The organism is Streptomyces sp. NPDC050528, assembly GCF_044457795.1.
GTDB lineage: Bacteria > Actinomycetota > Actinomycetes > Streptomycetales > Streptomycetaceae > Streptomyces.
This window is the reverse complement of sequence record NZ_JBITHH010000005.1, coordinates 470,005-484,324: the sequence shown is the minus strand read 5'-3', so window position 1 is coordinate 484,324 and position 14,320 is coordinate 470,005. Positions and strand designations below refer to the sequence as shown.

13 protein-coding genes are annotated in these 14,320 nt (G+C 71.8%); 8 read left to right on the top strand and 5 right to left on the bottom strand.

The genetic code is table 11. From position 1 onward, the window contains the following. Window positions 1–3: 3 nt before the first annotated feature. A complete protein-coding gene (locus ACIBK4_RS20425; RefSeq protein ID WP_398996152.1) occupies window positions 4–1,842 on the top strand; it encodes a prolyl oligopeptidase family serine peptidase in 1,839 nt (612 codons plus the stop codon). Here the strand turns inward: ACIBK4_RS20425 and ACIBK4_RS20420 are convergent. Further along, a complete protein-coding gene (locus ACIBK4_RS20420) occupies window positions 1,742–2,416 on the bottom strand; it encodes a hypothetical protein (RefSeq protein ID WP_398996151.1) in 675 nt (224 codons plus the stop codon). The two genes, ACIBK4_RS20425 and ACIBK4_RS20420, sit on opposite strands and share 101 nt — an antisense overlap. 44 nt (window positions 2,417–2,460) lie before the next feature. On the opposite strand from ACIBK4_RS20420, the gene ACIBK4_RS20415 reads away from it, so the two are divergent. Both ACIBK4_RS20415 and ACIBK4_RS20410 read left to right on the top strand, forming a co-directional pair. After that, window positions 2,461–3,144 (top strand): maleylpyruvate isomerase family mycothiol-dependent enzyme, encoded by a 684-nt coding sequence (locus ACIBK4_RS20415; protein WP_398996150.1) that lies wholly within the window; start codon window positions 2,461–2,463, stop codon window positions 3,142–3,144. Window positions 3,145–3,251: 107 nt separating this feature from the next. Then, window positions 3,252–3,944, top strand: a complete 693-nt coding sequence (locus ACIBK4_RS20410; RefSeq protein ID WP_398996149.1) for a copper homeostasis protein CutC — start codon at window positions 3,252–3,254, stop codon at window positions 3,942–3,944. A 14-nt stretch (window positions 3,945–3,958) separates the two neighbouring features. Here ACIBK4_RS20410 and ACIBK4_RS20405 read toward each other — a convergent pair whose 3' ends face one another. Further along, complete coding sequence (locus ACIBK4_RS20405) at window positions 3,959–6,022, bottom strand: HelD family protein (RefSeq protein WP_398996148.1); 2,064 nt, start codon at window positions 6,020–6,022, stop codon at window positions 3,959–3,961. Window positions 6,023–6,316: 294 nt separating this feature from the next. Between ACIBK4_RS20405 and ACIBK4_RS20400 the strand changes: the two genes are divergently transcribed. Beyond that, the gene (locus ACIBK4_RS20400) at window positions 6,317–6,499 is read left to right on the top strand and encodes a hypothetical protein (protein ID WP_318017052.1); all 183 of its coding nucleotides are present in this window, start codon (window positions 6,317–6,319) and stop codon (window positions 6,497–6,499) included. A gap of 39 nt (window positions 6,500–6,538) precedes the next feature. On the opposite strand, the gene ACIBK4_RS20395 is transcribed toward ACIBK4_RS20400, so the two are convergent. Beyond that, the gene (locus ACIBK4_RS20395) at window positions 6,539–8,185 is read right to left on the bottom strand and encodes a DNA repair helicase XPB (protein ID WP_398996147.1); all 1,647 of its coding nucleotides are present in this window, start codon (window positions 8,183–8,185) and stop codon (window positions 6,539–6,541) included. A 134-nt stretch (window positions 8,186–8,319) separates the two neighbouring features. On the opposite strand from ACIBK4_RS20395, the gene ACIBK4_RS20390 reads away from it, so the two are divergent. Next, window positions 8,320–8,823 carry an NUDIX hydrolase gene (locus ACIBK4_RS20390; protein ID WP_398996146.1) on the top strand — a complete coding sequence of 168 codons (504 nt, stop codon included), beginning with the start codon at window positions 8,320–8,322 and terminating at the stop codon, window positions 8,821–8,823. A 9-nt stretch (window positions 8,824–8,832) separates the two neighbouring features. On the opposite strand, the gene ACIBK4_RS20385 is transcribed toward ACIBK4_RS20390, so the two are convergent. After that, window positions 8,833–11,427 carry a helicase-associated domain-containing protein gene (locus ACIBK4_RS20385; protein WP_398996145.1) on the bottom strand — a complete coding sequence of 865 codons (2,595 nt, stop codon included), beginning with the start codon at window positions 11,425–11,427 and terminating at the stop codon, window positions 8,833–8,835. A 361-nt stretch (window positions 11,428–11,788) separates the two neighbouring features. On the opposite strand from ACIBK4_RS20385, the gene ACIBK4_RS20380 reads away from it, so the two are divergent. Further along, entirely contained in the window at window positions 11,789–12,796 is a 1,008-nt protein-coding gene (locus ACIBK4_RS20380; protein ID WP_398996144.1) for a hypothetical protein, read from the top strand. A 77-nt stretch (window positions 12,797–12,873) separates the two neighbouring features. Continuing rightward, window positions 12,874–13,515 carry an HAD family hydrolase gene (locus tag ACIBK4_RS20375; RefSeq protein WP_398996143.1) on the top strand — a complete coding sequence of 214 codons (642 nt, stop codon included), beginning with the start codon at window positions 12,874–12,876 and terminating at the stop codon, window positions 13,513–13,515. On the opposite strand, the gene ACIBK4_RS20370 is transcribed toward ACIBK4_RS20375, so the two are convergent. Next, entirely contained in the window at window positions 13,494–13,742 is a 249-nt protein-coding gene (locus ACIBK4_RS20370) for a hypothetical protein (protein ID WP_019057238.1), read from the bottom strand. The genes ACIBK4_RS20375 and ACIBK4_RS20370 overlap by 22 nt on opposite strands. A 151-nt stretch (window positions 13,743–13,893) precedes the next feature. On the opposite strand from ACIBK4_RS20370, the gene ACIBK4_RS20365 reads away from it, so the two are divergent. Then, on the top strand, window positions 13,894–14,277 hold the full coding sequence (locus ACIBK4_RS20365) for a cold-shock protein (protein WP_019057239.1): 384 nt from the start codon (window positions 13,894–13,896) through the stop codon (window positions 14,275–14,277). Window positions 14,278–14,320 lie beyond the last annotated feature (43 nt).

Below are 14,320 nucleotides of genomic sequence, written 5' to 3'. Positions count from 1 at the left end.
GGCATGATCACCCCCGCCCTCTCCCCGGACGGCACCTCCGTAGCCCACGTCACCGCCGACGGCACGGTCACGGTGACCGACCCAGCCACCGGCACGGCACGCACCCTGCACACGCTGCCCCCCGGTTCCATCCACGCCCTCCAATGGGCCCCGGACAACGCCCACTTGCTCCTCCTCACCGAGAACACCGGCGGCGAGCGCTTCACCCCCCACGCCCTGCGCGTAGCAGACCGCGCCCTCATCCCCCTCGCCCCCGACAACACCCTCCAGGCCCGCGGAATATGGACCTCCCCCACCCACCCCCACGCCATGGTCACAACCATCCGCCGCCGAGCCGACCACGCCCTCCACCCCTGGTACCTCCCCCTGGACCAAACCACCCCCGCCCGCCAACTCGCCCACTGCGCCCCCGGCACCAGAGACTGGGCCTTCGACCCCCAACTCACCTGCCGCGCAAGCCTCGTCGGCCTCCCCGACGGCACCCTGCGCCTGCTCACCACAACGAACGGCCACGACTGGCACCCCGTCCTCGACCTCCCCCTCGACGACGCCCCGGAGACCCGCCTCCTCGGCATCCACCCGACCACCGGCGAGATCCTGCTGCTCACGGCGTACGAGGCGGACGCCGTCCGGCTGGCCGCCGTAGACCCCCGCACCGCCCGCCCCCGTCCCCGCACCCTCCTCGCCGCACCGCCCCCGTACGACATCACCACCACCCGACTCACCCCGGACGGCACTCCCCGCGCCGCCCTCCACCACGCGGCCCGCCGCCACCACACCTGCCCGGACCCCGCCTACGCCCGCGACCTCGCCCGCGCGGCCACCCGTATCCCCGGCGACCTCGAACTCCAGGGCCACGACACCGCCGACACCCGCTGGCTCCTCACCGCCCACGACCCGGCCCGCCCTCCACGCCACTACGTCTACGACCGACGGGACGGGACGGCCGTAGCGTTGCACCCAGAACCCCAACACCCAACCACCGAGGGCCCGTTCACCACCGACCTCACCGTCACCGCTTCCGACGGCCGCCCCCTCACCGCCTACCTCACCCTGCCCCCGAACACCGTGAACCCGCCGCCTCTCATCCTCCGTGTCCACGGCGGACCGTGGGCCCGCGACCGCTGGCGTCACGACCCCGAAGCCACCTGGCTCGCCACCGAAGGCATCGCGGTCCTGCGCGTCAACTACCGCGGTTCCAGCGGCTATGGGCGCGCCTTCCGCGATCTCGGCGACGGCGAGTGGGGCGCGCGCATGCAACAGGATCTCTACGACGCGGTCGACGCCGTGGTCGAGCGGGGCGCGTGCGATCCGGACCGCATCGCCGTCTACGGCGGCTCGTACGGCGGTTACGCCTCCCTGCTCGCCCTCACCGACCCCCGTTTCCGCTGCGCCGTCGCCGTGAACCCCCTCGTCGACCTCGCCTCCTCCGACTGGGCGGACGGGCCGTACTGGCGCCGGATGCGGGCCCTTTGGGACAAGCAGATCGGCTGGAGTCGGTTGCCGGAGGGGGAGTTGAGGCGTCGGTCGCCGTTGCACCGGGTCACGGACATGCGCGGGCCCGCGTTGGTCGTACGCGGCGCGCACGATCCACGCATTGACGCGGCCGGCATCGAGGCGTTCGTCACCGCCCGGCGCGCGGCGGGCGGGGAGGTGGAGGAGCTGATCCTCCCCAACGACGGTCACGCCGTACGCAGTTCAGCGGGGCAGGACGCCCTCCGCCGCGCCCTCTCCGCCTTCCTCACTCGCCACTTGGCCCTGCCGACGCCAGCAACTCCAGCTCCGCCGCCAGGTTGTAGCGAGCCGTGGCCTCCCATTCCGCGGCCCCGTACGGCGTCCTGAACAGCCTGGGCAGGGACAGGAGTTGGCGCAGGATTGCCGAACGGCCCTCCCTGAACGCCTCGTTGGGGACGAACGCGTACTCCTCTCGGACCGCCGCCGTGTACGCCGCGTACGCCGACGGCGGCGCGGCCAGGATCGCGAGGTCGGCGTCGCACAGCACCTGGCCGTCGCGGTCGTCGTCGGCGGGATCGTGCGTGACGGTGAGCCGGACGAGACGGGCGACTTCTGCCGTCCGGTCCTCCGGCACGCCCGCCTCCGCCAGCGCCCGCTCGGCGAGCCGCGCGGACCGCTCCTCGTTCTCGGAACGGTCCGGGAGGTACACCGCGTCGTGGAACCACGCCGCGAGCCGTACGACGTCCGGGTCGTCGGCGTGCTTCTCCAGCACGTCGATGTGGTCGAGGACCGAGGCGAGGTGCGTGAGCGTGTGGTAGTGCCGCTGCGGCTCCTGCCAGCGGGCGAGCAGATTCTCGGCGTACGGCGAAGGGTCCGGACCGGCGTCGGGGTCGTCGGTGGATGTGCGGGCGCCTTCGAGGGCGTGGGTCCAGCGGGCGCGGAGGGCGTCGAGATCGGGCATGCCCCTTATTTTCCTCCCGGGGCCGCGCCCCTAGCGTGGAACGCATGACTTACGCCGACACAGCACACGACGTACGCGACCCCGAACTGCCCGGACGGCTCCTGGCCACCGAGCGCGACGCGCTGATCCCGTTGCTCCGTTCCCGGCCCGACGAGGACTTCGCGCTGGCGACCCTCGCGTGTCCGGGGTGGACCGTGCGGGATGTGCTCGCGCACTGTTCGGCCGCGCTGACGCGGGTCGTGGAGCGGCGCTTCGAGGAGGGCGTGTTCTCGCCGGAGGCCAACGACCGGGACATCGCGGAGCGCGCCGACTGGACGAACGCGCAGGTCGTCGACGAACTGGAGCGGGGCATGACCGAGGCGGGCGCCGCGATCGCCCGCGCGGGCGGCGCGCTGGACGCCGTAGCGCTCGGCGAGTGGGTGCACGCGGGTGACGTACGGGACGTTCTCGGCGCGCCCGGCGCCTATGGGGGTGCGGGGCTGGGGTCCGCTCTAACCCTTCTCGGCCTTGTGACCCGTCAGAAAAACCACCGGCCTCTGCACGCCGACCTCGACGACCTGGACGATCCCCTGCGCCTGGGCGACCTGTCGGGCGAGCTGACCCCGGCGCGCTACATCGGCGACGCGCCCACGCTCGTACGGCTGTACTCGGGACGCCCGGTGCCGGACGGGACGGGGTACGAGTTGGCCGGCGCCGAACCGGCTGAGCTGAACATCTTCGGCGGCTGATCCGGGTCCCGCGACGGGGGCGATCTCGCGGCCCCCTGACCTCCCGCGTACCCTGGATATTGGACTAGACCTGTAGCCGCTCCAGGGAACACGACGGAAGGGGTCCTATGAGCACGCGTGCAGTCCTGGAGGTGATCGCCCTCGGCGCCGAGGACGCGATCGCCGCCCAGGCCGGAGGCGCGGACCGTCTCGAACTGGTCACCGACATGGCGGCCGACGGACTCACCCCGCCGGTGGAGACCTTCGCCGCGATCCGGGCCGCCGTCGACATCGACCTGCGCGTGATGCTGCGCCTCGCGGACGGGTTCGCCGCGGGCGACGTGGACCGGCTCGTCCGGGTCGCGGGAGAGCTGCGGACCGCCGGTGCCGACCAGTTCGTGCTCGGGTTCCTCGACCCGGACGGCAGCGTCGACCTCGACGCGGTGGAGCGGGTCGTCGCCGAACTGGACGGCTGCGCCTGGACGTTCCACCGCGCGATCGACCGCGCCGCCGACCGCGACGCCCTGCGCAAGCAGCTCGCCGACCTGCCCGGCCTGGATGCCTACCTCACCGCCGGTTCCGCGGACGGCGTCGACGACGGCCTCCCCACGCTGCTCCGCGAGGCCGCGCTGCACGGCGAACCCGGCTACGAGCAGCGCGTCCTGGTCGGCGGCGGCCTGCGCCTCGACCACGTACCGACCCTGCTGGCGGCCGGAGTCGACGCCTTCCACATCGGCGGGGCCGCCCGCCCGGACGGCTGGGAGCGGCCGGTGTCGGCGACGGCCGTGGGCGAGTGGCGGGCGGTACTCGACCGAGCCTGAACCGCCCTCTCCACTCAGGCGAGTTGGGGCGGCAGCGGAGCCGTGTGCGTGACGATCAGGCCCGACACCGCTCGGGTCAGAGCCACGTACAGGCGCCGCAGGCCGGTGCGTTCGTCCGGTTCGCCGTCGACCACGGCCTGCGGCTCGTCGAGGACCACGTAGTCGTACTCCAGCCCCTTCGCGAGCGACGCCGGGACGAGGGTGAGACGCGTGTCCACGGTGGTCTCCTCACCCGGGTCGATGTAGCCGATGCCCGCCGCCGTGAGGGCTTCCGCCAGCGCCGGGATCCTGGCGTCGGCGGCGATCAGACCCGTCGAGCCCTCGTTGGCCAGCAACTCCTCGCAGGCGGCGACCACTTCGGCCGTGGCGGTCGTCTCCCGAAGGTCGAAGAAGCCCGGGTTCTCACGCACCGAGGCGACGGGCGTGAGCCCCGGGGCGATGTGGGGGAGGAGCCGGGAGGCGTACGTGATGACGTCCGTCGGTACGCGGAAACCGGCCGTCAACTCCTCGATCACACCCTCCGATTTGCCGAGGTGGGCCAGCGCCTCGTCCCAACTCCGCGTCGCCCAGGGCGTGGTGCCCTGCGCCAGATCGCCGAGGACGGTCGCGGAACCGGTCGTGCAGCGGCGGCCGACCGCGCGGTACTGCATGGGGGAGAGGTCCTGCGCCTCGTCGAGCACGACATGCCCGAGCGAGTGCGTCCGCTGGACGAGGTCGGTCGCCTCGTCGATCAACACGGCATCCGCAGCAGACCACTTGGCGGCTTTCACGCTCCGCACCGGCTTTGCCCAGAGGATCGTCTTCTGCTCGTCCTCGTCGAGGATTCCGTCCGCGTGCACGGCGAGGAAGTCGGCGTCGCTGAGCAGCCGCAGCACGAGCTTCGCGGGCTCGACCGGCGGCCACATCGCCTTGACGGCCGCCTTCACCGCGGTGTTGCGGGCGACGGCATCCTGCACCCGGTCGTCGGGCGCCTCCCCGGACCGCTCCATCTGCACCAGCACGGCATGCGCGATGCGTTGCGGAAGGGCCTCGCGGGCGGCGCCGTAGCGGATGTCGCGGTCGAGCAACTCCCGCACGATGGCTTCGAGTTCGTACGCCGGGACCCGCCAGCGCCGTGAGCCGCGCACGACCATCACCGGTTCGGTGGGCAGGGTGACGTGGGAGTAGATGGCCTTCCGCAGTACCTCGGCCATGCGGGCGTCGCCCTTGATGACGGCGGCCGGTGCCTCGTCCGTGCCGCGCACCTCGACGTGGGCGACCAGGTCGTCGACGGTTCCCTGGCGGACCGTCAACTCGCCCAGCGCGGGCAGGACTTGCTCGATGTAGTGGAGGAAGGACTTGTTCGGCCCGATGACGAGGGTGCCGGTACGGGCGAGCCGCTCGCGGTGGGCGTAGAGGAGATAGGCGACCCGGTGCAGACCGACGGCCGTCTTTCCGGTGCCGGGCCCTCCCTGCACACAGACGGTCCCGCCGAGACCGGACCGTACGATCTCGTCCTGCTCGGGCTGGATGGTCGCGACGATGTCGCGCATCGGCCCGACGCGCGGGCGCTCGATCTCCTGCTGGAGCAGCTTGCTGGTGGCGGCGGCCTCGGCCGGGTCCATGAGGTGCTCGTCCTCGTACGCCGTGAGGTCGCCGCCCGTGTACCCGAAGCGGCGGCGCAGCGAGATGTCCAACGGGTCCTTCTTGGACGCCCGGTAGAACGGCTGCGAGACCGGCGCACGCCAGTCGATGACCATCGGGTCGCCGTCGGCGTCGTGCACATGCCGGCGCCCGATGTAGAACTGCTCGCCCTCCGCGCCCTCGGCCTGCTCGGCGCCGGGTGCGTGCAGGTAGTTCAGCCGGCCGAAGAAGAGCGGAGTGTCGCTCAGGTCGGCCAGCGCTTTGATGCGGTCGTCGATCTGGCGGGCGAGGACCTCGGCGTTGACCCAGTTCGCCGTGACGTCCTTGATGTCGAGCGACTCGACGTCCTCGCGCATGGCACGCAGCGCGGAACGGGAGGAGGCGAGGTGAGAGCGTTCGCGGGCGAGCGGGTCGTCGATGGGATCGCCGAGGGGATCGGCGGCGGGCGTGGACAAGGGGGTGCCTCCGGAAGACCTGCTGAAGCGGCTGCTGGGTGGGATACCGACCGGTTTCCGTCCGGGCGGCGGCACTCCCTGCGGGGAGGCGGGCAAGAGCGGAGATTCTAGGTCAGGGGGAGCGGGGGAGGCGAATGGTTTTACGGCCGCGCTGACGCCGACGCCGGCTTCCCCTAGGGGACGACCCCTCCACCCAGGAGGGGAACGGGTCAGCCCGGAGGCGTACAAGGGCGGCTCGGAGGTTGGCTCTCTGGACCGATGCCGACCTTATGTCCCGAGACGCACCATGGAGACATGAGCGCAGCAACCATCACCCCGGTCCCCGTCCGCCCGTCCGGTGCCACACCGGTCGCCGGCGGCAGCCACCCCCATCGCCTCGGCAATGCCCTGCGCGCGATAAAAGTGTTCGCGGGCGCCGCGTTCAGCGTGGTCGTCCTCGGCGAGTACGGCGAGGAAGCGGGCGTTCGCCGTAAGTGACCACCGGCTCCGCCCGCTTCACCCGCCTTGCCGTGTCGCTCAGTTGTTCTCCGCGAGGATCTCGTCCGCGTCCATGATCCGGTAGGCGTACCCCTGTTCCGCCAGGAAGCGCTGGCGGTGGGCGGCGAAGTCCTGGTCGATCGTGTCGCGCGCGACGACGGAGTAGAAGTGCGCCTGGTGCCCGTCGGCCTTCGGCCGCAGCACACGGCCCAGCCGCTGAGCCTCCTCCTGACGCGAGCCGAACGTCCCCGACACCTGGATGGCGACGGTGGCCTCCGGCAGGTCGATCGAGAAGTTCGCGACCTTGGACACGACGAGCACGCTGATCTCCCCCTCGCGGAACGCCCCGAAGAGCTTCTCGCGCTGCGCGTTGGAGGTCTCGCCCTTGATCACGGGCGCGTTCAAGTGCTCGCCCAGCTCGTCGAGTTGGTCGATGTACTGCCCGATGACGAGGATCTGCTGACCGGCGAAGCGCCGCACGATCGCCTCGGTGACCTTCCGTTTCGTCGCGGTGGTCGCACAGAAGCGGTACTTCTCCTCGGCCTCGGCGGTGGCGTACGCGAGCCGCTCGGAGTCCGTGAGGTTGACCCGGACCTCGACACAGTCGGCGGGCGCGATGTACCCCTGCGCCTCGATCTCCTTCCAGGGCGCGTCGAACCGCTTCGGCCCGATGAGCGAGAACACGTCCGACTCGCGGCCGTCCTCGCGCACAAGGGTCGCGGTCAGGCCCAGCCGCCGCCGCGCCTGCAGATCCGCCGTGAACTTGAAGACAGGAGCGGGCAGCAGATGCACCTCGTCGTAGAGGATGAGCCCCCAGTCCCGGGAGTCGAAGAGCTCCAGGTGCGGGTAGACACCCTTCCGCCGCGTCGTCAGCACCTGGTACGTGGCGATGGTGACGGGCCGGATCTCCTTCCGCGTCCCGCTGTACTCCCCGATCTCCTCCTCGGTCAGCGAGGTCCGCTTGATCAGCTCGTGCTTCCACTGCCGGGCGGAAACGGTATTGGTGACGAGGATGAGCGTGGTCGACTTGGCCTGCGCCATCGCCCCCGCGCCGACGAGGGTCTTCCCGGCCCCACAGGGCAGCACGACAACACCGCTGCCCCCGTGCCAGAAGTTCTCCACGGCCTGCTTTTGATACGGCCGCAGCGCCCACCCGTCCTCGTCCAGCTCGATCGCGTGCGCCTCACCGTCGACGTACCCGGCGAGGTCCTCGGCGGGCCAGCCCAGCTTCAGCAGCACCTGCTTGATCTGCCCGCGCTCGGAGGGGTGCACGGCGACGGTGTCGGGGTCGAGCCGGTTGCCGACGAGCGGGGCGATCCGCTTCGACCGCAGGATCTCTTCGAGCACGGGCCGGTCGGTGGTGGTGAGCACGAGCCCGTGCGCGGGGTGCTTGCTCAGCGTCAGCCGACCGTACCGGTCCATGGTCTCGGCGATGTCGACCAGCAGCGCGTGCGGCACGGGATACCGGCTGTACTCCACCAGCGCGTCCACGACCTGCTCGGCGTCGTGCCCGGCGGCCCGCGCGTTCCACAGCCCCAGCGGTGTCACCCGGTACGTGTGGATGTGCTCGGGCGCCCGCTCCAGCTCGGCGAACGGCGCGATGGCGCGCCGGCAGTCGTCGGCTCGCTCGTGATCGACCTCAAGGAGCAGGGTCTTGTCGGACTGGACGATGAGAGGGCCATTCACGCGCGACTGCCTTTCTGCGGGCCTCGGCCGGGCCTGGAGGACTCGGGACGGCCAAACGTCCAGTGTGCACTACCGGCCGATGATCACAGCTGGCCATGTGAGGCTGGGGCATCGGCGAGCTGAGGATGGGGGCCATGGGAGAACTGGTGGAACGGGTGGACGAGAACGACCGGGTGCTCGGGGTCGTGGACCGGGGTGAGGCCATCACGCATCACTGGCTGCACCGGGTCGCGACGATCGTGTGCCGGGACACGGAGGGCCGCGTCCTGGTGCATCAGCGGGCGGCGGACATGTCCCGGTTCCCGGGGCAGTACAACTTCATGGTCGGCGGTGCCGCGGAGGTAGGGGAGTCCTACGAGGAGGCGGCGGCCCGCGAACTCACCGAGGAACTCGGGGTGCGGGTGCCGGTCCGGTTCGCCTTCAAGTTCCTGTGCCGGGGAGAGATCGCCCCGTACTGGCTCGGCGTCCACGAAGCCGCCGTCCATACGGCCATAGCCCCCGACCCGGCCGAGATCGCCTGGCACGCGTGGGTCACGGAGGACGAGCTGCGGGAGATGGCGAGTCGGCGGACGTTCGTGGCGGACGCCGTCGAGGCACTGGACCGCTACCTGAACCGGGACGCCCGCCCCGCTACCTGACCCGGGCCCTCAGTCCTCGGCCAGCTCCGCCACCCCCGTCACCCGGTGCAGCGGATACGTCCGTACCTCGTCCGCCGTGTGGTCGTACGCCGTGACGAAGCCGCCCTCCACACGGATCGGGGCGATGACGCGCTGGCTGGCGGAGCCCTCGGCGTTGACGTAGCCGATCCAGACGGTGTCGCCGGTGAGGACGGCGGCCTGCATGGTGGCGAGGGTCTCGGCGGAACTGGTCCGGGGGAGGTCACCGTTGGGCGAAGGGGTCGTCTTGAGCGGTGTCGTAGAAGCGCGGTCGCCCGCGCGGATCGCGCGGATCGCCGCCGACAGGAGCGTGGCGTCCGGGGTCGGCGGGCCGTCCGGTACCGGTTCCGGGGCCGTGCGGGGCGGGGTGCGGTGGGCGTGGGCGCGGGTGATGACGACATCGCCCTCGGCGGACTCGGCGGCCGGCGCGAATCCCATCGCGCGCAGCCCTTCGAGGAGCGCGGCGGGGTCGGCCTGGGCGGCGAGCACGGTCGGGGCGAGGCGGCGCAGGCGCAGGCCCGCGGAGCGTTTGTCGGCCAGGATCTCGCTGAGTACCGCGTCGTCGTCGCAGCGCACGTACGCCGAGGCCGCGCCGATCCGCAGATGACCGTGCCTGCGGGCCACGTCGTCGATCAGGTAGGCGAGGGGCTGCGGGACCGGCGTACGGGAGTGCGCGCTGAGGAAGTCGTGCAGGTCGGAGGCGGACCGCCCCGCGTCCAGCGCGCGCCGCACCGACCCCGGCGTGAACCGGTAGACGGTCGCCCCGCCCTTCGACTCCACCTCCGCGAGCACGTCCAGCATGTCCGCCAACGGCCGTTCCAGCGGGCCGGGGGCCACCGCCGTCAGGTCCGCCTGGAGGAGGACGTGGTCCAACGGTTCGGGGAGGAGCGGGGCAAGTAGCCGAGCGGCGGCGGCACTTGCGGCGGCCTGTTCGACGGGGGAGAGGGGTTCGGGGGGAGCGGGCGGGCGGTGATGGTGATGGTGGACGGGGAGCTTGTCACCGGGACCGGAGGGGCTGGAGGGGCTGGAGGAGCTGGAGTCACCCGAGGGAGCAGAGGCGCTGGTGGAGGAGTCGGCCGCTGCTGCACCCCGAGGCCCCAACAACGCCCGCCCCTGCGCCGACAAGGCCCCCCGCCCCGTCACCCCCAACATCTCCGCCTCGCTCAACGTCCACCGGGCCAGCCGACTCCGCAGATCGTCGCTCTCCTGAGGACCTGGCTGCGCACCCCCCGCCCCCCGAACCGGCCGCTCCCACCGCAACCGCGCCAACACCGACTCGGCAGCCGGCGAGGCACCCTCGGGCAACCCGGCAAGCAAGCCCAGCACCCGGTGCCGTACTTCAGGAGCCGCCGACCGGTCCAGCCCCGGCCCCAGCGCGGACAACGTCCGTTCCTTCGCGTCCCGCCCCCCGACCAGCCCCGACGTCCGCGTCCCGGCGAGCCAGGCCTCCGCGAGCCGCGCCCAACGCTGAGCGGCGGGCAGCTCCAGCCACTCGTCGAGGGCCGGGGTAGCGGCGTACCGTTCGTCGGCATCACCGTCGGAGGCCAACAGCCCGGCCGCATAAGCGAGTTCGACCCAAAAGGCCGCGACGGGCTCGGCGACATCCAGTGCGACCGCCGTCCGCTTCAGATCACGGACGCTGAGACCCCCCGCCCGCATCACGGTCGGCCCGCCCTCGTCCCAGTCCTTCAGCAGCTCCTCGACCGTCGCGAGCGCGGTGTACGCCTGCCCGGCCGCCGTAGTGTCCACAACCTGTGGACGATGCGTCGCCTTGGCCTCGACCACCGGCGCGACCGGTTCCGTCTCGCGGTGCGCACGCCCGGCCCGCAGGTGCAGGGCCACTTCACGGGGGAGTACGACCGTGCCGGGCGCGGTCGGCAGCAGCAGCCCCCGGTCGATGAGCCAGCGCAGATGGGACGCAGGTTCGGCGGTCACCTGCCCGTACGGCGGCCCCCAGACCAGCCGGGTGAGCACCTCCAGGGACTCCGCGGGGGCGCGCCCGAGCAGCGCTTTCATCCGCCGCCGACCGGTGAACAGCTTGGTCAGTGCGGCCACCGCAGACACGGAGTCATGCGTGGAGGGCAGCCCGGCGGCCGTCACGATCTCCTGAATACGCCCCGGCGACATCCCCGCCGTGGCCTCCGCGACCGTAGGCCCGAGGCCGGTCGGCGAAGGGTGCTGCGGCGAGGGCGCCAGCAGTTCCCGCGCGGTCCGCACCAGCCGCAGCCGATCGTCCGCCCCCCACACCAGCGCCTGCTCGCGCAACGTGGCAAGGGCACGCGGCAGCGCCTGCACAACGGCGGCATCGCGCGCGTCCCCCGCCATCAGCCCGACCAACTCGTCGTACGACGCCGGATCCGCCGCCACGGCCAACGCCTCCGCCGTCTGCAGCGCGAACCGGTCCAGCCGCTCCAACGCCCGCACGACCGACCCCCGCGTACCGGCCCGCGTCGCGAGCTGCGTCAGATCGGTGGGCACGGGCGTGATGAGGTCGGGCCGGCTGCGCAACAGCGCGGCAAGGGAGACGTCGTCCCTGTGTCGAAGTGCCTCCGCGAGCGAACGGGGCGGCGTGGCCGGGGTGCTCATCCGACCCACGGTAGCGGGTACGACGCCCACACCGCCGCCGCCCGCCCGACAGTGAGCGCCCGACGACACCCCGCATCCACCCCGTGCGGGGCCGGCGATCACTCTGACTCCGGGCTGATGACAGCCCCGCGCGGGCGGCGATCCCCTGCTGCCCGGGCCACGGTGAACGACCCGGCCGCCACCGCTCCGGCCGCCGGGAGGGCCCGCTCGTCCACGGCGGCCACTCCCTCGCCGCCCCCGTACAACGCCCGCCCTCACCTCACCCCGCCCCACACCCCCGATGCGCGGCCGACATGACGCCCGACCTGCGCTACGGTCGTTGCGGCGGGGTATCCAACGCACCCGCCCCGGAGGGGACTTCGTGGGTATCGAGAGCGACCAGGTCGTCTACGAGTATCTGAGCCGCGTCGGTGACGTGGCGCAGCAACGGCAGCTGCCCTCGGTCACGCGTATGCGGCTCGTGTCCGAGTTGCGGAACGAGATCGACCGGCGGCGGGCCGGGGCCACCGTCGACACCCCGGCCGCCGTCCAGCGCATCCTCAAGGGCCTCGGCACCCCGGACGAGATCGTCGCCGCGGCCGGCACCGGCGCCGGTGTTCCTCAGATGCCGACCGCCTCCGTCCCCGTACAACGCGACCACGAGGACGATCTACGGCCGAAGGGGCTGCGCCGGGTCGTACCGTTGCCGCGCCCCCGCCTCACCAAATCCGCGCCCACAGCCGACCCCGAGCCCGACAACTCCGCCTCGTCGCCGCATCTCGCGAGCGCCTCCGACCTCGGTGCGAGCGTGATGCAGCCGGACTGGTGGCGGGTGGAGAACGGCAACGGGTTCGCGCTCGGCGACAGCGTGCCCGGGTTCACGGGCGGGGTCGAGATCCCCGAACTCCTCAAGCCCCCGCCGCCGAAGGAGACGCCCAAGGAGACGGAGAAGGAGGCAGTCAAGGCACCTGAGACCGTCGTCGCCCCGGTCGTCGAGCAGGCGCCGGCAACCCCCGCCCGTCGGCGCCGCATGGTCCCCCGCCTCCCCGCCGGACGCTGGTCCAACCCCCTCCTCCTGATCGCCGCCGCGCTGCTCGTCGTAGGCGCCGTACTCGGCAACTGGTTCGCCCTGCTGCTGGGTTGGCTCATCGCGTATGCCTCCCGGCGACTGTCCGACGCCGAGACGAAGGCGGCGGTGATCGGTCTGCCGGCGGCGGCCGTCGCGGCCGGCATCGTCTGGCTGTGGGGGCGCAACGACGGCCGCTGGGGCACCCCCATCGCGCAGGGCCACATGAACGACGCGATCGCCGAGACGTGGCCGTGGGTGGTGCGGGGCGCGGCGGTGGCATCGGCGCTGTACCTGGTGTGGCGGTCGCAGCGACAGAGGTAGGACGGCCGGGGCGACAGAGGTGAGCGTCACGGTCGAGGGCCGGTGGGATTGTCGTAGCGTCGTACTGACTGGGCACAATGGCCCATATGAGCCCGCACCCTGAGCCCGCCCTGACCGTCGGTTTCGACCTCGACATGACCCTCATCGACTCCCGGCCCGGTATCCACGCCTGCTATGTGGCGCTGGCGGAGCGGACGGGGACGTACATCGACGCCGATCTGGCGATCACCCGGCTCGGGCCGCCGCTCGCGGACGAGTTGATCAACTGGTTCCCGGCGGACGAACTGCCCGCGATGGCCGACCTGTACCGCGAGATGTACCCGTCGATCGCCATCGCCGCGACCCCCGCGATGCCCGGCGCCCCCGAGGCGATCGCGGCCGTGCGCGCGGCCGGCGGGCGGGCGATCGTCGTCACCGCGAAGTACGAGCCCAACGCCAAGCTGCACCTCGCACACCTCGGCATCGACGCCGACGCGGTCATCGGCAACCTGTGGGCCGAGCAGAAGGCGGAGGCGCTGCGCGAGGAGGGCGCGAGCGTGTACGTCGGCGACCACGTCGGGGACGTACGCGGCGCCCGTACCGCCGAGGCCCTGTCGGTCGCGGTCGCGACCGGACCGTGCGACGCGGACGAACTGCGCGCCGCCGGGGCGGACGTGGTCCTCGGCGACCTCACCGAGTTCCCGCGATGGCTTTCGGACTACCTTCCGGCGCGCGCCTGACGGCGGCCCGCGGCGACCGACTGGAGCACGCCTCCGGCGGCCAGCAGGAATCCGACGCCCATGAGCATGCTCAAGAGGTACATGTACGTCGGAAAAGGCGTCGTGTGGAGCAACAGCGGTACCACGGTGACGAGTGTGGCCACCGCGCCGAGGAAAAAGACGATGGCACCGGCACGGATCAGTCGGTCACCGGCCGCGGCGGAATTCGTTTGGGTTTTGTCGCGCACTGGACCAGGGTAGTTCCCTGCGCAAAGGAACAACCCGGCGACGTCTTGTCACCGGCCTGAAGACCATTAGCCTTGGTACCGGCGGGTCCCGACGACCCGCCGGTCTGCTATCCGAAGCAGTTTTCCGACGAGTACGAGGACGAGGACAGACGTGCCTACCGGCAAGGTCAAGTGGTTCAACAGCGAGAAGGGCTTCGGCTTTCTCTCCCGTGACGACGGCGGTGACGTCTTCGTCCATTCCTCGGTTCTGCCCGCCGGAGTTGATGCCCTGAAGCCCGGACAGCGCGTGGAGTTCGGGGTCGTCGCCGGTCAACGCGGCGACCAGGCCCTCTCGGTGACCCTGCTCGACCCCACCCCGTCGGTCGCGGCGGCCCAGCGCAAGAAGCCGGACGAACTGGCCTCCATCGTCCAGGACTTGACCACCCTCCTGGAGAACATCACGCCCATGCTGGAACGCGGCCGCTATCCCGACAAGCCCGCGGGCGCGAAGATCGCGGGCCTGCTGCGGGCGGTCGCGGACCAACTGGACGTGTGAGGGGGCTTCTCAACTCAGGCCGGTATTAGTCGGCCCGTCCGGC